Genomic DNA, 22348 nt, shown 5'->3' with positions numbered 1-22348 from the left:
CCTTCCCGAACTCAGAAGTGAAACCTCTTCGCGCTGATGGTAGTGTGGGGTTACCCATGTGAGAGTAAGTCATCGCCAGCTCATTATTCTAAACACCCTCAACTCACGTTGGGGGTGTTTTTTTATGCAAAAAGAAAATAAAGTTAGAAAAATAAAATTATAAAAAGAAAGGAAACATAAAAGTGAAGGCAAAATAAAACCATCAGGGGATGGTTTTAAAGAGTAAGCATACTTTCTAAATTTGATTAGACATCACGTAGTAGTCGACGTGCATGTTTAAATGCTGTTCTTAAACCTTCTTCTAGTGTTGGATGGTAGAACGGTTTATCTAAAATATCTTCAAGTGTGAGTTCTTCATCAATCATCCAAGCCAATAAGTGCGCCATGTGCTCAGCAGCATCCACAAATAATTCAGCACCTAATAACTTTTGACTTTTATTATTAATATAAACTTCAATCGCACCTTTATTTTTTCCCAGCACCAAAGCGCGACCTTGTTTTTCATAAGAAACAAAGCCTGTCGTAAATGCAATATTTTGCTCTTTCAGTTGTTTATAGTTTTGTCCTACAGATGCCATTTCAGGTGAGCTAAACACAATGCCCATGGGTGTTAATGTTTTTATATTTTCAATGTTTGGAAAGCTTAAACAATTATGCACGGCTGCACGCCCTTCATGTGCTGCTTCATGTTGAATGGGAGTATTCGTGTGTGCATCACCCACAATAAAAATAGCATGCCGTCCGAGTTGTTTGGTGTGTGCATCAATTGGGAGCTGTTTGATGTTGTTAAAACTCGTATCAATATTTTCAAGTTGAAGCTGATCTAAATAGCTGCGTCTACCCGTGGCAACCAATACATAATCGGCAGTTAAGCTCTGTGTTTGTCCATCTTCTTGATATTCAATTTGCACGCCTTGTTCTGTTCTTTGTAGTTGTGTTGGCAAGGTTTCAAATTTGATATTCAATTCTTGACTAAGTGTATTTTGTGCAATGGTTTGTAGTTTTGGGCTGCTGAGTGAACCAACTTTACGACTACGTGCAAAAATAGTGGTCTCTACCCCTAAGCGTTGCATAGCTTGAGCCAATTCGATTGCAATTACACCACTGCCAATGACGACCAAAGATTGCGGTAAGTTCTCTAATTCAAAGATTTGATCTGATGTGATTAAGCGTTCACCTAAGTTTACTTTCCATGCTTGCTCATAAGCAGGAGTAGAGCCAACTGCAATAATAAAAGCTTTTGCGTGATATTGTTGTCCATTCACTTGAATTGTATGGGCATCAATAAAAGTCGCAAAGCCTGAAACTTTATGGGATGTTTCCCAGCGATCTACATCTTTTTGTGTGGCACGAGTAAAACGATCACGTAATTGGCGTACGTGCGTCATGATTTGGGATGTATCAATTTTTGCATCTACCGTGAGTGCAACTTCTTGTGCATGTTGTATGTCGTGCATGCGATTGGCACTAGAGATGAGAACTTTGCTGGGCATACAACCAACGCGGGCACAGGTGGTGTCCCATGGACCGTGATTGATGATGAGTAGGTTTTGGGTGTATTTAATTGCTTCTTTATAGGCGCTAATGCCTGCGGTACCTGCACCAATAATAATGAGGTCGTACATGATGGTTACACCTATTTTATTAAATGGTTAACTAATATTTAATTTATAACCTTTAAGTTGAAATAACTACAATTAACAGCCGATATCACGATTTAATTTGTGGTTTGGAAGATTTACATTGAAAGTTTTTGTAATTTTGAGTAAATTCCGTTAAAAGCCGTAAACTATCTTGCGGGTCTGTGACATTTATAAAAACGATGGGTACGAATATGACATATTTTATTAACTTAAAAAAATTAGGGGTAAAGTCTACAGTATTGGCTTCTTCTATCGCATTGGTTGCGTGTGGTGGTGGTGGAAGTGATGGTTATTACAATACGGATAATAGTAGTACAACTAATCCTCCAAATAGTGGTGGAGACAATACCTCAACAACAGACACGTCACAGGTAGCAACACATTTAACAAGAGATTTACAGAGTGCGAGTAGTCAGGAAATTCAATTTGCACCAGATAATTCAAAAGTTTACTTGGCGGTTAAAGCTTTAAATGAAGATAATGGTGGTATTGCCAACAAAAATATTCGCTTATCAATTGCGACAAATGAGTTTGGTGTAAGCAGTACCAACTCTGTAGTTGCGACTGATGAAAATGGTGTAGCTAAATTTGAAATTAATGTTCCTGAATTAGCAGTAGCGGATGGGAAAGTACAATTAACAGCTACTGTGGATGGCACTTCAGTTAGTATTCCCTACACTTTAAATATTAAGAAAAGTAGTACGATTGTCAGTGACTATAGAATCAATGTGACCCAAGGTGCTGTATTAAATCTACCGAATGGCAGTATTGATGTTGTTGCGACTGTAACAGATGCTAAGGGTGGCATTAAAGCGAATCAGTCTGTTACTTTAAATATGCCTGAAGCGATGCGCGGTAAATTTATTATCGCTAATGGCGCAGCAACTCAACAAACAAATGCTCAGGGTGAGGTGAAATATACACTTAAAGCGAGTAGCAATTTTACATCAGCTGATCTTGCTACTTTCGCGGGTAAGTCTGAAACATTAAGTTTTTTGCTAGTTGATGAACATAAAGCTGAAAAAACCGCAATAGCAGATTTAACATTTAAAGACACATCTCAGATTGTCTCAACTCTCTCTGTAATTAAGCCAGATCAGGCTGTTGCTGCGAAAAGTACAACACCTGTAAAAATCCAAGTATTAGCAAAGAATGATCAACATGAACCGTTAAGTGGAAAAGAGATTCGTTTGAGCTTTACAAAAAATGAGCTCGCGTATGGCGTTAAACTCAATAATGCGACTGCTAAAACGAATGCACAAGGTATTGCAGAATTTACGATTAGCACGGCCGATGTTACACATCCACTTGCTTTATCCGACACAGGTATTTCGTTAAGTGCAACCTATACAGATGGTATTAACCTTGAGTCTGGTAGCGTTATTGTTGATGTAGTAACAGAAAATACAAATGCTTCAGATGCAGATGCTATTCAGCGTTTAGAAATTGCATCTTCATATAAAGTGAATGCAAAAAATGACTCGGTTGCTGTAACTGTTAAGGCAATTAATAATAAAGGCTTAGCAGCAACTAAAGGTAAGGTTAAACTTGACTTAAATGCTGAAGCAACATCAAATGGTGTAACATTGGATGGGGCTGCGGAAAAAGACTTGGTGAACGGGTTTGCCACTTTTAATATTAAGACTAATGCCCAAACACCTGCTGCAGTAGAAGCATTGGTAAAAGCAGGAATTAAAGCTAATTTTACGACTGATAATGGTGTAAGCAATGCTATTGCTATTACAGTTGCAAATGAAGAAGTTTCTGAAGAAGCGACGCGCTATTTATCTATAGATCCAATACTGACAGCATTTGATTATACAAAAGATCAAATAATTACAGTTAAAGTAAAAGCAACGGGTGTGAATGGTAGCGCCTTAAAAGGTGAAACTATTTCACTAGGTATTGCAGGGTCTTTAAGTGATGAACAATTGCAAGATTTAGGTTTAAGTCATACAGGTCAGTCTTCTAAACAGACTGAAGCCGATGGTTATGCCACTTTTACTCTTGCTTACAAGGCGAATTTATCGCCTGAGCAAGCTGCTTTAGCTTTAGCGAATCAAGGTATACCATTAGTTGCAACTTCAGCAAATGGTAAGACACAAACATTGCGTCTGAACTTCAAATCACCAACAGATCAAGGTGTGATTGATCTTGATCACTTTACAGTTGATATGTTGGGAGATTTGACTCTAGCAGTTGGTCAAGAGCAAACATTAACTGTTAATGTCACCGCAAAAGGTACAGATGGCGAAGTACTTAAAAATCAGCTGATCAGTATTGGTTTAAATGATGCAGCATTAAATAATGGTGTGAGTTACGTTTCTACACAAGCTATTCGCACAGATGTAAATGGTCATGCAAAATTTACAATTAAAGTAAAAGCGGGCAATGTAACTGAACTCACGAATCTAATTGCGAATGGTTTAACGGTAGTCGTGAAATCAACTCGTACAGATGGTTCCGCATTTACTGTTACAAAGAAAGTTGATGTTGCACAACCACCAGTCGTTTTACCAGAGCTTGCAGGTCTGGATATTGCATATGTAGGTAATATTCAAACTGTGTCAGTGTTGGGTGGTGAAGTTCGTGTTAAAGTTGTTGCAAAAGATAAAGACAATGCCATTATTCCAAATACACCAATTCAAATTGCTTTATCTTCGTTAACTAGCTCACGTGTGTCTTTATCTTCTAACTCGGCTGTAACCAACAGCAATGGTGAAGCAGAATTTACTGTTCGAGTTGCTGAAGGTGGGTACGATGCAAACTTGATTAAAAATGGTATCGTTTTTGCGGTAGTCGGCACAAGTTTAAATAACCCGAATGACCGTTTACAGCAAACCGGTTCAATTCAAGTTGAGATTCCAAAGGATTCTGTAAACTTACGTTTAACAGCAGATCAATCTAATTTGGAATTAGGTAAGAGCTATACAGTGCAAGTAGCCGTTAAGGACGAGCTTGGCGCAAACTCAGCTTACCCTGTGAATTTGGCATTGAATACAGAGGCAATTTCAGCTGGTGTGAAACTGAGTGAAGATTCAGTTTTAACGTCTGCTAATGGACAATTGCCAGTAACTCTTACATTACCTAAGAATATTCCAGCAGTTGCAAAACAAGCTTTATTAGACAATGGTATTCAGGTTAAAGGTATTATTACTAACCCTAAAGGTGAAAAGCTTGAAACTACGCTTAGCTTTACAGTCACTGAAGCGATTAATACGAATCACTTAACAATACAGAGTTCTAAATCGAATTTAAGCACTGCGGGTGACCGTTCAATTATAACTGTTGCATTATTAGATCGAAATAATCAGCCAGTTCGTAATCAGCCAGTAAGGCTGTCTGCAAATAACGCAGCTACTTTAATTATTGGAACACCAGGAAGTGGGCATCAAACCAATACCAGTGAACCTCAAACAGTGATTACGGATTCAAACGGTAATGCGTTCTTCTCGGTTGAGATTGATGGAAGCACAGTTGATGCTGAGTTATTGATTGCAAGTGGAATCGAGCTAACTGCAAGTCATACTAATGAAGCAGGTACAGTAACTCAAATACACCAGTTAAAAGCATTTACACCTGCACCTATTGTGACTCCAACACCTCAACTACAGCCTGCACGTTATAGTCTACGTGTTGCAGCTGCTAAACCAATCATGAATGTACGTAATGATATGACGGATGTTACCGTGACTTTGGTTGATGCTAATGGTGGTGGCATAGCTGATAAGTACGTTGAATTGGCTATTGATAATTTTGCACGTAACGGGGCAATAATTGTAGGAGCATCAGGTTTAACCACAGATGCCAACGGACAAGCCGTATTTAAAGTACAAGTAGACGAACTTGCACGTGATGAAAATTATGATGCCGCAACATTTGCAGATGAAGATCTACGTTTAACAGCGAGATTTAAAGAAGAAGGCTTTATTGATGCGACTCAAGTAACCCAAGTTGATATTGTTCAGGCGGCAGTACAAAATCCAATTGCATCAATTGTAATAGGAGTAAACCCAACGGAAGTTGGTTCATCGAGTGATGGAGTTTATTACACACGTAACCTTTCTGTGAGTGTGGTTGACTTTGATGGTAAGCCGCTAGCTAATCAAGAAGTTGTGATGGATATTACACCTATTACTTACCGTAAAGGTCAGTACATCTGGAGAAACTCAGTTAAGTTAGGTGAAAAATCAGCTCGTGAACAATGGATTGCCGCAGGCGAACGTTACTATGATTTGACGAATCCAAATCATTATGAGCGCAATGGTGTAGTCATGAATAATAACGGTACGCCAGCTGATGATACAGATGATGTACCTGCAAGCCTAAGCACTCAGCCAATCAGTGTTTGTCCAGCAAATGCTTCAGGTGTAGCTATTACTAATCCTGAAGTTATGAATGTACCTGTAAAAGTTCCAACATTCCTAGGGCAAGGAGAAACCGCTAAATATACAACGGATAAAGATGGTAAATTTGACTTTACGATCCGTTATCCAAAAATTTATGCGAATTGGTTAAATGTTCAAATTGGTGCAGCATCTACAATCACTTCATTGCCACAAAGAACAACTTATAATTTAACTTTACCTGCTTTAACTAGCGATTATAGCTCGAATGGCACATTTGGACCTAACCTGCAAAGTCCGTATGGTGTAAATACAACAACATGCCCATAATTAAAAACTAAAAAAACAGCGCTTCGGCGCTGTTTTTTTTATGGGGATTTCAATTTAAAAATTAAAGCGAAGTCCCCACACTCACACCCACCGTCGGGCGTACTTGCATAGAACTACAAGCACTCAGCGCCAAGACACACATCATCACCAATAAAACTTTATTCATGCAACAAACCTTGAAATTTTGCCTGATGAAATAACGCACTAGAACGAGCGCCACTACGACAAATCATCAGAATGGGTTTTGGAAGCTCATTATAATATTTGGCAAATTCAAGAATATCTGTTGGAGAAATTTTACCGCTACTAACGGGTTGATAAATCACGCTGACCTGAGATTTTTCTGCAATATTGCGTAATTCACTGACTTTGACCGCATTGCCAATCTCTTGATCGGGGCGGTTCACAATCACCGATTTAAAACCCTGCCGCATCAATTGTGAAAACTTAGCAGTATTCATCTGACCTGCAACGCTAACTTTATTTGTTAGCATCTGTGTATTGTTCGCATAACTCAACGAGATACTGCTGCAGATCAGAATACAACAAAACACATGTTTGAGGATGGGTTTAGTCATCCAACAAATCCATTTGTTTAGCTAATTGGAATAAGTTATTTGAGCGGTTACCTGTACGACAAAACATCAACACAGGTTTTGGTAATTCATTATAGTGATTGGCAAATGCACGAACATCTAACTCGGTAATTTGACCAGATACTACAGGCTGATAAACATAATCCAAACCTGCAGCACGTGCTGCTTCTTCAATTTGTGCACTGGTGGGCTGTTCAGGACCACCTTCCATATCTGGGCGGTTATTAATAATTGACTTAAAACCTTTCTCAAGTACCTGAGTTACATGCTCAGGACCAATTTGACCTGCAAAACCGACTTGTTCAGACATGGGAAACACTCCATCATTTTATTCATGACAATATGCTTTATGATAGCATTAAGCAGATTCATGAGCTGAATGTTCTGAAATATTTATAACGATGATAACGATAAAATAACGCAATGGAGCGCTTATGCATTCCTACACGGTCGAGCCTTTATATGTCAAAAGCGATCATGAGGTGATTGCTGCAGACTTTTATCGCCCCAAATCTATAGAAAAACCCGCAGTAATTCTAATGGCACATGGACTGGCTGCTTTACGTCATTTTAAATTGGTGCAATATGCGCAGTGTTTTGCACAGGCAGGCTATGCTGTGGTGTTGTTCGATTATCGCTACTGGGGTGGGAGTACCGGTCGTCCGCGTGAATTGGTGTCTATTGAAGCGCAGTTAGATGATTGGCGCAGCATGATTTCACATATCGCAGAACGTAAATCTATAGATGCCAAGCGCATGATTTTATGGGGGACGTCGCTGAGCGGTGGATATGTACTCAGTTTGGCCTCACGCTTACACAATATTGCCGCGGTCATGGTACAAGTGCCTTTTGTAGATGGTGCGGAAAGTGCCAAGTTGTATCCTTTGCAGCAACTTCCTAAAGCCTTGAAAATCTCCAGTCAGGATTATATGGGGGCAAAGGTAGGCATGTCGCCAAAAACACTGCCTGTGGTTGCGCAAAAGGCGCTGTGCTTTTTACCCACAGCAGACAGTTATGCAGGTTATATGTCCATTGTAAACCCCGATCATTACTGGAGTGGAGAAATTCCTGCGCGGGTATTTTTTAATTTGATTCGTTATCGCCCCATTCAAGAAGTGCGGCAAATCAACATCCCTGTGTTATTTATTGCTGCACAGCGTGACAGCCTGATTCCAATTGAATCGAGCCGTGAAACGGCCACCAATATTGCGCCTTATGTGCAATATGAAGAGTGGGATATGCAACATTTTGATATTTATCATGGTGAATGGTTTAAAAAAGCCATTCAGACCCAATTAGAGTTTTTACAGCAACTGTTTGGAGTTCAGTAAATGATTATTGTATGCCCTGGATGTGGTGCAAAAAACCGTGTACCTGAAGATAAATTATCTGCCAATCCTGCATGTGGGCAGTGTCATCAAGCGCTGATTCCGCTTGCACCCATTGAATTGAATGAGCAAAATTTCAGTAATTTTATCCAAAATAGCGATTTACCTATTCTGATTGATCTTTGGGCGGACTGGTGTGGTCCATGTAAAATGATGGCACCGCATTTTGCTGCTGTAGCAAAAGAAAATCCACAAGTGGTATTTGCTAAAATTGATACCGAAGCCAATCCGCGATTAAGCTCAGCATTTAATGTACGTAGTATTCCGACGCTGGTTTTGATGAATAAAACCAATGAAATTGCTAGAATAAGCGGCGCGCTACGAGCGACTGAATTACAACAGTGGTTGGATCAGAAACTCAATGCCCAGTCTTAATGCACTGTTCGTGCTAATTTAATGCAAATGTCCGGAGTGAACGTGTCAGATTCTCATGCAAAACCAGAGGGAGTGCTTTCCCTACAAACAATTGCCATGCCAGCAGATACCAACTGGAGTGGAGATGTCTTTGGAGGCTGGATCGTTTCACAGATGGATTTGGCTGGTGCGATTCATGCCGAGCGTTTTAGTAAAGGACGTTGTGCCACGATTTCCATTAACCAAATGACTTTTTTGGTGCCTGTAAAAGTGGGCGATGTGATCAGTTGCTACACCAAAATTTTGAAAGTGGGCAATACTTCAATTCAAATGCAAATTGAAGTGTGGGACAGCCATGATGATTCACGTGAAGCTGTGCGTGTTACCGAAGGGGTATTTACCTTTGTTGCGGTTGATGTCAAAGGCTCAAAACGTCAGATTCCTGAAGAAGCCAAACAGAAGTTTTTAGAAGCTCAGGCTAGTCAAGCATCATAAGTATCAAGCTAGTCAAACATCGTAATGAAAAAAATCCCAGCACAGTAGCTGGGATTTTTTCTTGGAGAGGAAACAGGCGTTAGGCTTGTTTCTGCTTTAAATGTGCTTTTGACACCCATGCCCACAACATTTCACACTGAATCGGAGCTTCGCCTGATTCATCAATCACACTGACATTGACCAGTGTTTCACCTTTGTCGGTGCTGTGCATGAGTTGTTGCTGTTCTGGGCTGAGTGTGGCAATGGCTGTCATTGCACCTTGAGTTGGACGTTTAAAGTCCACTTTCAGGCTTTTAATCAGCACAATGGCACTATCAGGTACATTCATAGCAGTCACAAAACCTGTAGCAGTTTCGGCAAGCAGCGCCATAGCACAGGCATGTACCTGTCCAATATGGTTTTGCATGGCTTTATGATTGGCAAGACTGACCACCACTTGCGATGGGGTTACTTCTTGATAGCGAATTTTCGCAGTGCCCACCATCGGCACGACACGACCAAAGGCTTGACTCAAAAGGCGGCTTTGAATGCCTTTCGGCAATTTTGATGTTGCTTTGACCAGTTTGTTTAAGCGATTGGTTGGTGTCATGACATCCCCAAATTAATCTTTAAAGTTGTTAAATTGCAGCGGCAGACCAAATTGTTGCTCTTTCAAGAACGCCATGACTTGTTGCAATGTATCGCGTTTCTTGTCGGTCACTCGAATTTTGTCACCTTGAATAGAAGATTGCACTTTAATGCCACTGTCTTTAATGGCTTTGTTAATTTTTTTTGCGGTATCTGAGTCAAGACCATCTTTAAGTTTGATCACTTGAATCACATTTTTACCCGATGCGGTCATTTTTTGTGGGTCAAGCGCCTGAATGTCGACTTTACGCTTATAGAAGTGATTTTCGAGCATGGTATACACTTGCTCACATTGGAAATCACTTTCAGTGGAGATTTTAATCTCTTTGTTTTTTTCATTGAGGTCGATAGAAACATCCTGACCACGAAAATCGAAACGAGTACCGATTTCTTTTTGTGTGTTTTGAACCGCATGATTCACTTCAAAAAGTTCTAATTCAGAAACAATATCGAAAGAAGGCATAATGAAGACCTTTGCAAATGGAAACAATATCTGAGATGCTAGGGATGTTTTCTTCATTTGCCAAGTGTTGTTTTACATCAAAGGAGTGCGCAATGATCCGTAAACAAGAAATTACAACATTTGAGTTCCCAGCTGACGCGATTATCTGGGATGTACGTGATGCAAGTGCTTATGCAGAAGCTCATGTTAAAGGTGCTGTGAATCAGCCAATTAACGATCTATCAGCAGAGAGTCTTACTCAGGTGTCGGCGGATCAACCCATTTACATTTTATGTGGTGGCGGAAGTAAAGCCCCACGTGCAGCGGAAAAACTAGAAGGTTTGGACAGCTCACGTGAATATGTGGTTTTAATGGGTGGTACACGTGCTGCGCGCGACGCAGGCATGCCTTTGGAACAAGGTCACTAAGTATCATCAATATGAAGAAAGCGCCGTAAGGCGCTTTTTTGTTGGGTATCGTTTTATTTCTATTTTCTCTAAGCGAGCGTTAGCTTGAAGGTGGAGGAGCTTTAAAATAAGGCTTCTTGGTTTTCACCTTTTTTTGAAAACGTGTAGCTGCCAGTTTTTGTACTAAGTTTTTAGGTACAGCGCAGGCTTCTGCTAAAACTTGTGCCGCCAGTATTTCACTGCACAACGGGGCAAATAAAAAGCCTTTAGAACCGAGTCCTGCAAAGCTGTAAATTTCCTGATCATCACGCATTTTGCCAAGTAGGGGAAAATAATCCTTACTTTGGGCGCGTAGCGAAGCGCGACCTTGCCAAGTATCTACGGGTGCTAAGTTTTCGGCATACGCAGGAAAGACACTGTGGATAAGTTCGTAGTTATGCACATGGTCTTCTGCCAAGACGTCACAATCTTCCCGATTTGGATAAAACGATGCACCTAAAATCAGTTGATCGGCATTGAGCTGCATGCAATAGCCGCCATAGCTATAGGCTTGTGATAATGGCAAAGCCTGATCTGTATTATTTACCCAGCTAACTTGCCCACGAATGGGTTTAAGCACAGGGTAATGCTCAAAAAAAGCACCGCTTTGCAGCGCTGCACAGACGATGACATGATCAAACACTCCAAGTTCAGTATCTACGCTGTGTAAGATCAGTTGCTGTGCTGTCGTGGTGATTTGTTTAATTTGAGCTTGCTGAAACTGAATGTGCGGATGCGCAAGAATTTCATCACGCAGTTGATGTGGAGAAACTGCTCCTGCTTGCAATAAGTTTAAACTGGCAAAGTCGCTTTGTGGCGTAAGTTCGGTTGCACTCTGTGCTGCTAAAATACCTTTTGGATATTGTGTGGCTAAATCCAGCAATTCATCGGCATGTTTAAGTGCCAGTTGATGAATCTGCAACGGACGAAATGCTTTGAATGCGGCATAGTGATTTAAAGCATGTTGCCATGCCAAAGTCATTAAATGATCAGCACTTTGATGAATTGGGCAAAGTTTTGGGTTTAAGAGTGCCAAAGGATTGCCAGAACCGCCTGCAAGTGGCGCTGTTTGGTCATAGAGCGTGACTTGATGCCCTCGTTGGGAAAATGCCCACGCACAGCTTAAACCCGCAATTCCTGCGCCTATGATCGCAATATGGCGCTGTTGGTTGCTTGTTGTGGTATTTGTTGTAATTTGAGTTTCGTTCTGATCGGATATTGGCTCTATTTCAGGCGCTTGCCAGATGGCTTTCAGCATTTCCCGTTTATGCCCAAAACCGCGTGGGCGGGTGATGTGAATACCGTGTTGTTTTAAGCCACGTTTGAGTACGCCTGCCACACTAAATGAGGCAAAAGTCGTGCCATAATCGGACAGTGCTACAATCGGGTTGAGCACGGTTTCCTGCCACATATCGGGGTTACAGGCGGGTGCAAAGCCATCTAAAAACCACGCATTGACAGGAGCAGTTTTAGCAATGACAGGAAAAACTTCCTGAGCATCGCCTAGCCATAAATCTAGGCTAAAGCGTTCATCTGGAAAGTTTAAACGATGACAGCCTGCAATAGCGGCAGGGTATTGCTGAATCAGCTGTTCAGACAGATGACTGAGTTCGGGCCAAGCCGCTAAGGCACGTATAAGATCGGCTTTGCAAAGTGGAAATTTTTCGACAGAAATTGCGTGTAAATGGCTGCGATTATTGGGACGTACCTGTTGCCATAATTGCCAAAGCGCTAAAATATTTAAGCCTGTACCAAAGCCTGTTTCGCCTACACAAAAATATTCAAAATCATTCAGCGCTGCTAAACGGATGGGTAAGTCATTGCCCTGTAAAAACACATGCCGTGTTTCTAATAAACCGTTGTCTTTAGAGAAATACACATCGCCAAATTGTTTGGAAATGGGCACATCAATACCATCGACCAGTTGCCAATCCAGCTCGGCAGTTTGAATAGGCTGAAACAAAACCAAAGTACCTTAAATCAAGAGGTGAATGCTCACCTTACCATTGGCGGCGACGTTTGGTATAGACATAGCTAGCAATTAAGAAGCCGAGCAATACGCCAACCGCGAGTGTTGCAGCACCGTATAAAAACATTTGCGCACTGCGTTCACTTTGCAGTACTTGAACTTGCACGCCTAAATTATCGTTTTTAAGTTGCAGTTCCTGATTCTGTGCCAAAGCATCGAGGTTTGCCTGTTCAAGTTGTTGCAAACGTGTGCTCTGATCTTTAATCAAGGCTTTGGTTTTAGCTTCCTGAAGGGCTTTATTTTTGGCAATTTGTTCTGCAGTCAGGGGCTTATCTTGTGCAGGAGTAACCCCATTGGCTGTTGCTACAGCTGCCGTGTTGGTCACAGCAGCAGGAGCAGGTGCAGTAGGTGTGGTTGTGGCTGGCTCAACTGCATATACAGGTGAACTGAGCAGAACAGCAACAACACTGGCAACAACGAAACGCATAGCGCTTATCCTTGAGGGAATGCTTTATTGAATGGCTTAACGTCAATGTGGCTATATACGCCTTCTTTTAAGAAAGGTTCATCTTGTAGCCAAGCATCGAGTGCTTCACGACTGTCAAAATCGACAATCATGGTGCTGCCATAAAAGCCTGCTTGTGGATTGCTTGGGTCTTTTGGCATTGCCCCCGCCACAATTAAGCGACCTTCGGCATCGAGTTGTTGCAAACGTGCAAGATGTGCAGGACGGGTCGCAAGACGTTTTTCCAGTGTACCTTCACGGTCAGTACAACTCAGAACAAATAAAGGCATAGTTACTCTCGAATATCGTAGATCAGAAATTATTCAGATGTTTTAAAGTATTTGCGCAATACAATAAACTGCACAATGATAAAGGAAAACATCACAATCATGTCACCAAAAGCGGTGAATTCGCCCCAATATTTTCCATCCCTAAATAAAAATGCAAAAAATACGTGTAGGAAAGACATGACTGCAAACATGGCTGCCCAAGCATAATTCAGGTTTTTCCAGCCAACTTCGGTCAAGTTGAACACAGGCCCAAATAAGCGTTGAATCAGTGGCTTACGATCTTTGCTAAACCATGGTGACAGCAAAAAAGCACCTGCAAATACAATGTTCAAAATGGCAGCTTTCAGGCGAATATAAAAGTCATCGCTTAACATTAAGGTAACGCCACCAAAAATTACGGTCATAAACAACACAATCCACTGTTGTTTATCTAAACGGAATTTTTGCATGATGAACAATGCGCCGTACACCACTAACATCGAGATGATCAGACCTGTGGTGGCCACCAAAATATGGTTGTTATCGACACCGCCTGCAGAGCCGATGAGTTGTAGTAATTGATGATTAGTGTCTTTTGGATCTACAGTTTTGTATAAATAAAAGAAAATAATGAGGGGCACAAAGTCTAAAAGTGCTTTCATGTTAGAGTATCTAAATCTGATCAAATAAATGACATAGTATAAGTGATGCACGGCGTAGATTTACATACACACAGTAATATTTCTGATGGAACTTTGTCACCTGGAGAATTGGTGTCTGCGGCAATTCAGCAGGGCATTCATACCTTGGCATTGACTGATCATGACACAATGGATGGGCTGGCTTTGGCAGAGCAAGCGGCTCAGGGGCAAGATTTAAAGATTATTTCGGGAGTGGAAATTTCCAGTCAATGGTCACGTCCTGCCACTAAAAAAAGCTATAGCGTGCATGTGGTGGCGCTAAACATGCAAAATCCTGCACCTTTACAGGCGCTGCTGGAACAGCAAAAACAAATTCGTGCAGAACGTGCCAAACAAATTTGTGATTTACTCACTCCGCTGATTGGACAAGATATTTATAATGATGTACTTCTTAAAGTCGAAGGCGTAGCAGATCGGATTACCCGTACGCACATTGCCAAAACTTTACAGGAAAAAGGCATTGTAACGCGTGTGCAGCAAGCATTTGATAAATACATCAAAGAAGGCAAAAAGGCTTATGTGAAATTTGATGGCTTGAGTTTGGAAGATACGATTCGGGTGATTCACGACAGTCAGGGTTTTGCCGTGTTGGCGCATCCAACCCGTTATGATTTATCTGCGACCAATATTCGTTATTTAATTGAAATTTTTGCCAAATATGGGGGTGATGCAGTGGAATTGCCGCCTAATATTGACCCTGCATCGACCCGTCAAATGGTGGATCGCATGATTGCTGAACATGGTCTAAAAGTATCTGTCGGCAGTGATTTTCATGGTGAAAATATGCCGTGGATTAAATTGGGCAATATTCCGCGGGTGAAAGATGGTCAAATTGGGATTTGGGAGAGTTTTGTTGAGTAACTCCCTCATCCCAACCTTCTCATATAAGCAGATGTGATATCCATTATTAAAATTTAGAAAGGATAAAAACTCCTTCTCCCTCTGGGAGAAGGTTGGGAAGAGGGTCTAAAGCAAATTATTGTCCTGTGCCTGAATTGGTGGTGGCGTTGGTTTACCCAACGTACCCAATAATTCAATTTCAATGGTTCTTACCATGGCATCTAAAGGTAAGTCATTGCTTTGCGTGCCAAAAGGTTCTTCAATTTCAGAACTGAGCGCATCCAGACCTAAAAAAGTATAAGCCAAAATACCGACCAAAAGCGGAGTCGCCAATCCGAGTGTAGACCCTAAACTAAAGGGCAACATAAAACAGAAAAAGTACACTGTTCGGTTAAGTAGGACTGAATACGCAAAAGGGAGCGGTGTGGTAGCAATACGGTCACAACCCGTGAGTACCAAACTCAGCTCTGTGACGTGTTGATTCATTTGTGTGTAAATAATATCGGAAATTTCGCCCTCTTTAAGTGCTTGCATTAACTCCCATTGAATCAAACTGAGCGTGTATTGCGGCGCATTGGCTTGTTGATACAGTTGGGTAATTGCTTGCTGACTCATGCCACTGGTTTGAATTAACTCGGTTGGATTGGCAGTTTGATGACGCAGGCGGTCGCGCAAGACATTGGCAAATACAATGACGTGCTGAATGACGCGTTCACGTCGTGCTTGACTAAGTATACGGCAGTCGCGGTCAAAGTGGCGCGCGTTGGCAATCAGCATGCCCCAAAGTTTACGTGCCTCCCACCAACGGTCATAACAGGCAGAGTTTTTAAAGCCCAAAAAAATCGACAGCACCACCCCAATTAAAGTAAAGCCAACCAAAGGCAATTCTGGAAAATGAAAATAACCAATATAAGACAAACCGCCAATAATGGTGGAGATCAACATCACCAAGCCCAAAGGCGGTAAGACCTTCGGTAAAATCGTGCCCCGCCAAGAAAACAGTAAGTTAAATACACTGGGTTGATCGACTATCATTTTATTAGAATCATCACAATTTTTTGATGATCTTCTGTGCTTGTGCAGGCTTTGTCAATATGCAAATTTTAAGTGTGCTCAAATTTAAGCAGTTGTTGTTCGGCAAAGGAAAAATTACCTTCACTTGAGATGATACAGTGATCGATCAAACGCAGCTCTAGCAACTGACAGGCTTGCTGAATCTGCTGCGTCAGGACTAAATCTGCAGGTGAAGGTTGTGGTAAGCCGAAAGGATGATTGTGTGCAATCACAATCGCTGTGGCATGTTGACTAATCGCAAAACGTAGCAATTGATTAATGGAAATTTCACACGAATTTAATGCACCATAAAATAATTTTTTAAAGCTGATTTTGCGTAAACAGGCATCAAGGCAAAGCACCGCAAACACTTCTTGGGTTTCGCCCAAAAGTTCAAAACGCAGATACTCCATCAAGCGTTTGGAATTGCTAAGCTCAAGTGCATCTTGTTTTAAATGTTCGGCTACATAGCGCCGTCCAAGTTCTTTAACTGCCATGAGCTGTGAATATTTACTGTTACCCATGCCGTGAAATTGACACAACTCGGCAATGGGTGCATCGAGTAAAGTAGTGAGATTGCCAAAATGCTGAATTAGCAATCGTGCCAACTCCACCGCAGAATGTTGTTGCGAGCCTGAGCGCAGGAAAATAGCCAGTAGTTCGGCATCGGACAAACTTGCAGCACCATTTTGAATCAGACGCTCACGTGGCCGTTCTTGTTCAGGCCAATGTTTAATAGATAAATGCATTGTTATTTGACTTTTTTATTCTAAATTTGAAACTTAAATCCCAACAGATCTCTTGGGAATGACATTATTTAATGCTATTGTGAGCGCCACTGCAACAAAAAGGTGGCTTATTTGTGAGCTTCGATTTAAGCGTCCTCCCTCATAAAAATATTATTTTAGCTGTGACAGGCGGCATTGCGGCCTATAAAAGTGCGATTTTAGTGCGTCGTTTAAAGGATGCGGGGTTTAGTGTTCGCGTGGTCATGACCAAGGGGGCACAAGCTTTTATTACACCGCTGACCTTTCAAGCACTGTCAGGCAATCCAGTACATACCGAATTATTAGATACCGAAGCCGAAGCAGGCATGGGGCATATTGAATTGGCACGGTGGGCCGATTTAATTTTGGTTGCGCCCGCCAGTTGCGACACCTTAGCCAAATTTGCTGCAGGTCTGGCCGATGATTTGCTCAGTACTTTATATTTAGCCACCAGTGCACCAGTTTGGGTTGCACCTGCCATGAATCAGCAAATGTGGGCAGCCAAAGCCACACAGCGTAACTTAACCACTTTGGTGGAAGATGGCGTGCATGTAATTATGCCCGATGCGGGCGAACAAGCCTGTGGAGATGTTGGTTTAGGGCGTATGCCAGAACCTGAAGATTTGGCGCATCAGGTGACGCAGTATTTTCATCAGGCACAGCGTGCTTTGGTGGAAAAATTTGGCATGTTGGCAGGCAAAAATGTCACCATTACAGCAGGCCCAACCCGCGAAGCTTTAGACCCTGTGCGTTATATTTCTAACCATAGTACAGGCAAAATGGGTTTTTCTTTGGCTGCAGCCTGTTATGCAGCAGGGGCAAAAGTCACGCTTATTGCAGGCCCAGTTAGTTTAGATACGCCAAATGGGGTACAGCGAATTAATGTGTCTTCTGCAATTCAAATGCTAGATACCAGTTTGCAGATGCTTGAACAAGGCTGTGATATTTTCATCGCTACAGCCGCGGTGGCAGATTACCGCGTGGCAGAAATAGCGGAACACAAAATTAAAAAATTAGGCGATGAGCTGAATGTGGCGTTGGTCAAAAACCCTGATATTGTTGCGACCATTGCACAACAGGAAAAACGTCCGTTTATGGTTGGCTTTGCTGCAGAAACCCGCAATGTAGAAGAGTATGCAGCAGGCAAGTTGGTGGCGAAAAAGCTAGATATGATTGCCTGCAATGACGTTTCCCGTGCCGATATTGGTTTTGCTTCCGATGAAAATGCCATGACGGTATTTTTTGCCGAAAGCTACCGTATGGAAAAACGCGATTTGGAAAAAGCCTCGAAACAGGAAATTGCGCAGCAATTGGTCGAAGCGATTCATGATGCCTTGTATCGAGATCCATCTCAGGATGATGATTTTTAATTTTGATCGTCCATCAGCAAACGGATGACATAAAAAACCGCTGAAATTTCAGCGGTTTTTTTATATCCAATCGCGAATTAAGCTTGACCTTCAGCTGCAGCGGCTTGAGCACGTTGCATATTGGCTTCAAACTCGGCATCGAAGTTGATTGGCGTTAACAATAATTGTGGGAAGCTGCCTTTGGTAACCATATCATTCACTGCTTCACGCAAGAATGGGAACAAAATGTTCGGGCAGTATGCGCCAAGAATGTACGGTAAACGCTCTTCTTCAACGCCATCAATCAGGAAAATACCAGCTTGGGTAACATCAACAATAAATGCAGTATCGCCCGCGTTGTTGGCTTGAACCACAACTTTTAATGCTACTTCAAAGTGGGTTGGATCAATTTTTTCTGCAGAAGATGACAGGTTGATGTTCAATTCAGGCTGCCATTCTTTGGTAAATACTTGTGCCCCAGGAACTTCAAAAGAAATGTCTTTGGTATAAATACGCTCTAATGCCAATTGTGGTTGAGCTTGTTGTTCTTCACTCATGTTAAATCCTTAAGAGTTGGTTATCGTGTTATGTTTATGCCAATAATTGATCGAGCTTGCCTTCGCGATCTAACGCATATAATTGGTCAAAGCCGCCAATAAACTGGTCATTGATGAAAATTTGTGGAACGGTACGATGATTGGTGCGTTGCATTAATTCAACACGTACTTCAGGCGCTTCATTCGACAAATTAATTTCTTTATAGGCAACGCCTTTACGCTCAAGGAGTTGTTTTGCACGAATGCAGTATGGACATACAGTCGTTGAATAAATAGTGACTTCAGCCATGATTGTTCTCCTTGCGAAAAATATTGGGTAAAACTATTTGCTTTTTACTAAAGGTAAACCTTGTGCTTTCCAGTTGCTAATACCGCCATCTAAACGATAGGCATCGGTATGTGCGACCTGTTGTAAAGCACTGCCTGCAACCTGACCCAAGTTACAGATAAAGACCAATGGGCGATCTGAGGTTTTTAACTCTTCAACATGCTTGGTAATTTGGCTATAGGGAATATTGCGGCTACCACTGATATGACCTTCACGGAAATCTTTGGCATCACGTAAATCAATCAACATGGCATTTTTAGCTTTGACTAAAATACCCAAAGATTGTGGGGAAATTTTGCGACCATTGCGTTGACCTTCTAACACAAAGAACAACACTACCAATACAGCCAGCGTCCCAAATAAGAAGGGATGATTCCCCATAAATTCGAACCAACGTTCCACAAGTCACCTAATTACAATGTCAAAATTGTTCAAGAGTATAGCGTATAAATATGGCGATCAAAAACACCGCTTCAAGGGCAGCGCCACAATAAAATTAATTTTTTTGTTGCGCTTCGGCAATTTCATCACACAGTCTTAAATAACTGTCTAAACGACGCGATAAAATTTCGCCTTCTGCAGCAGCCAGTCGCAGCGCACATTGCTTTTCATGTTTATGGGTACAGTTGCGGAATTGGCAATGACCCAACAGGTTTTCAATTTCAGGAAAACCATTTTGAATTTTATCTTGGCTCAAGTGCCACAAACCAAATTCACGAATCCCCGGTGAGTCAATTAAGGCAGCACCATCTCCAAAGCCAATTAAACGAGTAGAGGTTGTGGTGTGCTGTCCAAGTGCCGAGTTTTCCGAAATGATATTGGTCTTTTGCGCCGCTTCAGGCACGATGGCATTAATCAGCGAGCTTTTACCCACGCCCGATTGCCCGACAAAAGCTACCGTTTCACCTGCTAAACGTGCCGCTAAATGCTCTAAATTCGCATCGGATTGGGTTTGCATAACTTCATATCCCAAGTCTTGATATTCCTTGAGCAAGTCTAAAATCGGGTCGTTTTCTTTGAGTAAATCAGATTTGTTTAAAACCAATAAGGCGGGAATATCGGCATCGGCACAAGCAACCAAATAGCGGTCAATCAAGCCCGGTGCAGGTTCAGGCAAAGGCGCAAAAACAATCACAATCAAACTGATATTGGCGGCAACAGGTTTAACTTTGTGATAACGATCAGGTCGGGTCAATAAAGATTGGCGTGGATGAATCGCGGTAATAATTCCTAAACCTGTATTTGGGTCGGCCTGCCATTTGACCCGATCTCCCGTCACCAATAATTCTAAATTGGTACGAGTGTGACAGCGCCAAATACTGCCTATTTCAATAGGTTTCCAAAATGGTTCAGGCTCACCTGCGTGCACCACCGGTTTTTCAGGATGAATTTCAGGAACAGATAAAGCCTGAACTTCTAATTGACGACCATAGTGTTGTACCACCAAGCCTTCTAAATCATGTGAAGTGTCAATGTCTGCCTGACGTGACTTGTGTTGTTTTTCAATTCGACGTTGCTGTTGTTCAGTCAATCGACGCTTACGAATTAAAGCCATTCATATCCTAAAAAAACCATGAACTCAGGATGGCAAAAATAGCATGAAGCGGGGGCACAGTTACAGCCAAGAAGCAAGAAATTTGCTACTATGCTGTTTTTAAGCCGAATAAGATTGCACATTTATGAGCAGCACGCCTGATACTCGCCTCATTTGGATTGATTTGGAAATGACAGGTTTAGATACCGATAACGACCAAATTATTGAAGTGGCTACCATTGTGACCGATGATCATTTAAATATTTTGGCAGAAGGTCCTGTGCTGGCTGTGCATCAACCTGATCGTATTTTAAATGCCATGGATGAGTGGAATACACGTCAGCATGGACAATCGGGCTTAATTGAGCGTGTGCGTCGCAGCAAACTCACTGCGCAGGATGCAGAGCAGCAAACCATTGAGTTTCTAAAAAAATGGGTCAATCCTAAAACATCGCCAATGTGTGGCAACTCAATTTGCCAAGACCGCCGTTTTTTACACCGTTTAATGCCTGAATTGGAACAGTACTTCCATTATCGTAATTTGGATGTTTCATCAGTGAAAGAGTTGGCAAAGCGCTGGCGTCCAGAAATTATGAGCGGTTTGAAAAAGAATGCGTCGCATTTGGCGATGGATGATATTCGTGATTCGATTGCTGAGCTGAAATATTATCGCCAATACTTTTTTATTATGAATCAGGACTAAAACCTTTTTCTGCGTAGGAGATGGAGCTGTAACAGTAACAGCGATCTCTTACGCTTAAACTGTGTTGGTCACTCATAAATAAGAAATAATAAGATATGACTCAGCATTGCCTTATGCCTTACTTTATATAAAGATATTAGAGGCAAGTTTGTATAAAGCTAAGCAATGCTTAGGTGTTCATTGGTTAAAAGCCAAGCAAAACCAAAAGCTTTATTTTCCTGCCTGCCAAAATGCTTCACCTGCCTGAATTGGGTCGCCTGTTTGCGCCAAAGTCTCAAGCCAGACATCATATTGCGCGATGATTGGATGTTGGCTAGGGTGAAAGTCAGGTTTAAACCAATCACGATATTGTGATTGCATTTTGCGTAATTTCCCTTGTTTGCCAAACAGCCATTGCAAGCCACGTACATTCATTTTAAGGCGCTGGGTACGATTAAACCCATCGCATCTCAGCATGACATTGGCGCGGTACAGGGTAAATCCGAACATTAAACCTGTGGTCAGCACCAACGCCATTTTTCGAGTCACTTCAGGCACATTGCCCACCTGTTGCATCACATCAAACGCCACATCACGATGTTCCATTTCTTCAATCGCATGCCATGCAAATAAAGCACGGACATAAGGATGTGCATCTTGCAGCGTGTCTTTTTCGCCATAAAAAGTTTCTGCCATAAGTGCGGTTAAATGTTCCGCAGCTGCTGTCATGGCGATGTTGTATTGGGGCGAGCGATATTTCAGTTCAAACTTAAACACTTTGTTTAGACGCTGAATAAACTGATCTACAGGCATGCCTTGATCTTTCATGACCTGATTCATTTTGTCGTGTGCAATGCCGTGCTGAGCTTCTTGTCGAATAAAATCGGCAACACGCTGTTTTAAGTCAGGGTCTTGAATTTGATCACGGAACAAACGTACCGATTGAATGAAATAACGCTCGCCATCAGGAAAAGTCAGGCTCAAAGCATCAAACATGCGGGTTAAAAACGGGTCACCTGCAAACCAGTAACGCGGCACATCGGCTAATTTAAAATCGAGATTGCTGCGTACTATGGGCGCAGCATGATATTGGACAAGTGCATTCATTTTATTTTATTTCACTCTGG

Annotated in this window: 24 protein-coding genes; 8 read left to right on the top strand and 16 right to left on the bottom strand. The window is 41.8% G+C overall.

Features of this window, described 5'->3' with window-relative positions; all coding sequences use genetic code 11:
• Positions 1–245: 245 nt before the first annotated feature.
• Positions 246–1625 carry a dihydrolipoyl dehydrogenase gene (locus tag FTT78_RS12835; RefSeq protein ID WP_180044518.1) on the bottom strand — a complete coding sequence of 460 codons (1380 nt, stop codon included), beginning with the start codon at positions 1623–1625 and terminating at the stop codon, positions 246–248.
• Between the two features lie 209 nt (positions 1626–1834).
• Here FTT78_RS12835 and FTT78_RS12830 point away from each other — a divergent pair, with 209 nt between their 5' ends.
• Positions 1835–6319 (top strand): hypothetical protein, encoded by a 4485-nt coding sequence (locus FTT78_RS12830; protein WP_180044517.1) that lies wholly within the window; start codon positions 1835–1837, stop codon positions 6317–6319.
• A gap of 158 nt (positions 6320–6477) precedes the next feature.
• Here the strand turns inward: FTT78_RS12830 and FTT78_RS12825 are convergent, their stop codons facing one another.
• Positions 6478–6897, bottom strand: a complete 420-nt coding sequence (locus FTT78_RS12825; RefSeq protein ID WP_180044515.1) for a beta-lactamase hydrolase domain-containing protein — start codon at positions 6895–6897, stop codon at positions 6478–6480.
• Positions 6890–7225 carry a TIGR01244 family sulfur transferase gene (locus FTT78_RS12820; protein WP_019838040.1) on the bottom strand — a complete coding sequence of 112 codons (336 nt, stop codon included), beginning with the start codon at positions 7223–7225 and terminating at the stop codon, positions 6890–6892. Before FTT78_RS12820 ends, FTT78_RS12825 begins: the two co-directional genes overlap by 8 nt.
• A 124-nt stretch (positions 7226–7349) precedes the next feature.
• Between FTT78_RS12820 and FTT78_RS12815 the strand changes: the two genes are divergently transcribed.
• From FTT78_RS12815 to FTT78_RS12805, 3 genes are all read left to right on the top strand, one after another.
• Positions 7350–8246: an alpha/beta hydrolase gene (locus FTT78_RS12815; protein ID WP_180044514.1), complete on the top strand. Its 897-nt coding sequence runs from the start codon at positions 7350–7352 to the stop codon at positions 8244–8246.
• Complete coding sequence (gene trxC, locus FTT78_RS12810) at positions 8247–8678, top strand: thioredoxin TrxC (protein ID WP_180044512.1); 432 nt, start codon at positions 8247–8249, stop codon at positions 8676–8678.
• A gap of 96 nt (positions 8679–8774) precedes the next feature.
• The gene (locus tag FTT78_RS12805) at positions 8775–9152 is read left to right on the top strand and encodes an acyl-CoA thioesterase (protein WP_228748483.1); all 378 of its coding nucleotides are present in this window, start codon (positions 8775–8777) and stop codon (positions 9150–9152) included.
• A 79-nt stretch (positions 9153–9231) separates the two neighbouring features.
• Here FTT78_RS12805 and FTT78_RS12800 read toward each other — a convergent pair whose 3' ends face one another.
• Positions 9232–9741 (bottom strand): DUF4442 domain-containing protein, encoded by a 510-nt coding sequence (locus FTT78_RS12800; RefSeq protein WP_104853054.1) that lies wholly within the window; start codon positions 9739–9741, stop codon positions 9232–9234.
• A 12-nt stretch (positions 9742–9753) separates the two neighbouring features.
• Complete coding sequence (locus FTT78_RS12795; protein WP_004976234.1) at positions 9754–10242, bottom strand: YajQ family cyclic di-GMP-binding protein; 489 nt, start codon at positions 10240–10242, stop codon at positions 9754–9756.
• 92 nt (positions 10243–10334) lie between these two features.
• Here FTT78_RS12795 and FTT78_RS12790 point away from each other — a divergent pair, with 92 nt between their 5' ends.
• Complete coding sequence (locus FTT78_RS12790; RefSeq protein WP_004976235.1) at positions 10335–10649, top strand: rhodanese-like domain-containing protein; 315 nt, start codon at positions 10335–10337, stop codon at positions 10647–10649.
• A gap of 79 nt (positions 10650–10728) precedes the next feature.
• Here FTT78_RS12790 and mnmC read toward each other — a convergent pair whose 3' ends face one another.
• Genes mnmC through FTT78_RS12770 form a run of 4 tightly spaced genes read right to left on the bottom strand, consistent with a single transcriptional unit; the run spans position 10729 to position 14072 of the window.
• Positions 10729–12630 carry an FAD-dependent 5-carboxymethylaminomethyl-2-thiouridine(34) oxidoreductase MnmC gene (gene mnmC / locus FTT78_RS12785; RefSeq protein WP_180044510.1) on the bottom strand — a complete coding sequence of 634 codons (1902 nt, stop codon included), beginning with the start codon at positions 12628–12630 and terminating at the stop codon, positions 10729–10731.
• A 37-nt stretch (positions 12631–12667) separates the two neighbouring features.
• Positions 12668–13123, bottom strand: coding sequence for a hypothetical protein (locus FTT78_RS12780; protein WP_004976237.1), 456 nt, complete (start codon positions 13121–13123; stop codon positions 12668–12670).
• A 5-nt stretch (positions 13124–13128) separates the two neighbouring features.
• Positions 13129–13431, bottom strand: coding sequence for a YciI family protein (locus FTT78_RS12775; protein WP_004976238.1), 303 nt, complete (start codon positions 13429–13431; stop codon positions 13129–13131).
• Positions 13432–13460: 29 nt separating this feature from the next.
• Positions 13461–14072, bottom strand: coding sequence for a septation protein IspZ (locus FTT78_RS12770; protein WP_179991586.1), 612 nt, complete (start codon positions 14070–14072; stop codon positions 13461–13463).
• Between the two features lie 45 nt (positions 14073–14117).
• Here FTT78_RS12770 and FTT78_RS12765 point away from each other — a divergent pair, with 45 nt between their 5' ends.
• Positions 14118–14972: a PHP domain-containing protein gene (locus FTT78_RS12765; protein WP_131261955.1), complete on the top strand. Its 855-nt coding sequence runs from the start codon at positions 14118–14120 to the stop codon at positions 14970–14972.
• 105 nt (positions 14973–15077) lie between these two features.
• Here the strand turns inward: FTT78_RS12765 and FTT78_RS12760 are convergent, their stop codons facing one another.
• Together FTT78_RS12760 and radC are read right to left on the bottom strand one after the other, a co-directional pair.
• Positions 15078–15986, bottom strand: a complete 909-nt coding sequence (locus FTT78_RS12760; RefSeq protein WP_154321041.1) for a bestrophin family protein — start codon at positions 15984–15986, stop codon at positions 15078–15080.
• A 68-nt stretch (positions 15987–16054) separates the two neighbouring features.
• Complete coding sequence (gene radC, locus FTT78_RS12755) at positions 16055–16753, bottom strand: DNA repair protein RadC (protein WP_154321040.1); 699 nt, start codon at positions 16751–16753, stop codon at positions 16055–16057.
• A gap of 113 nt (positions 16754–16866) precedes the next feature.
• Here radC and coaBC point away from each other — a divergent pair, with 113 nt between their 5' ends.
• Positions 16867–18141 carry a bifunctional phosphopantothenoylcysteine decarboxylase/phosphopantothenate--cysteine ligase CoaBC gene (gene coaBC / locus FTT78_RS12750; RefSeq protein WP_131261956.1) on the top strand — a complete coding sequence of 425 codons (1275 nt, stop codon included), beginning with the start codon at positions 16867–16869 and terminating at the stop codon, positions 18139–18141.
• Between the two features lie 77 nt (positions 18142–18218).
• Here the strand turns inward: coaBC and secB are convergent, their stop codons facing one another.
• The 4 genes from secB to rsgA form a co-directional block, all read right to left on the bottom strand.
• Positions 18219–18677 (bottom strand): protein-export chaperone SecB, encoded by a 459-nt coding sequence (gene secB, locus FTT78_RS12745; RefSeq protein ID WP_004976246.1) that lies wholly within the window; start codon positions 18675–18677, stop codon positions 18219–18221.
• 34 nt (positions 18678–18711) lie between these two features.
• Positions 18712–18966 (bottom strand): glutaredoxin 3, encoded by a 255-nt coding sequence (grxC, locus tag FTT78_RS12740; RefSeq protein WP_004976247.1) that lies wholly within the window; start codon positions 18964–18966, stop codon positions 18712–18714.
• A 33-nt stretch (positions 18967–18999) separates the two neighbouring features.
• The gene (locus FTT78_RS12735) at positions 19000–19407 is read right to left on the bottom strand and encodes a rhodanese-like domain-containing protein (protein ID WP_004976250.1); all 408 of its coding nucleotides are present in this window, start codon (positions 19405–19407) and stop codon (positions 19000–19002) included.
• 94 nt (positions 19408–19501) lie between these two features.
• Complete coding sequence (gene rsgA, locus FTT78_RS12730; protein WP_096902409.1) at positions 19502–20560, bottom strand: small ribosomal subunit biogenesis GTPase RsgA; 1059 nt, start codon at positions 20558–20560, stop codon at positions 19502–19504.
• A gap of 124 nt (positions 20561–20684) precedes the next feature.
• Between rsgA and orn the strand changes: the two genes are divergently transcribed.
• Entirely contained in the window at positions 20685–21242 is a 558-nt protein-coding gene (orn, locus tag FTT78_RS12725) for an oligoribonuclease (RefSeq protein ID WP_004976254.1), read from the top strand.
• A gap of 210 nt (positions 21243–21452) precedes the next feature.
• Here the strand turns inward: orn and FTT78_RS12720 are convergent, their stop codons facing one another.
• Positions 21453–22328: a metal-dependent hydrolase gene (locus FTT78_RS12720; protein WP_131261957.1), complete on the bottom strand. Its 876-nt coding sequence runs from the start codon at positions 22326–22328 to the stop codon at positions 21453–21455.
• Between the last annotated feature and the right edge of the window lie 20 nt (positions 22329–22348).

The organism is Acinetobacter sp. YH01011, assembly GCF_013420785.1.
Lineage (GTDB): Bacteria > Pseudomonadota > Gammaproteobacteria > Pseudomonadales > Moraxellaceae > Acinetobacter > Acinetobacter towneri.
Note: the sequence above shows the minus strand (reverse complement) of the source record. Positions and strands in the feature narration are given on the sequence as shown.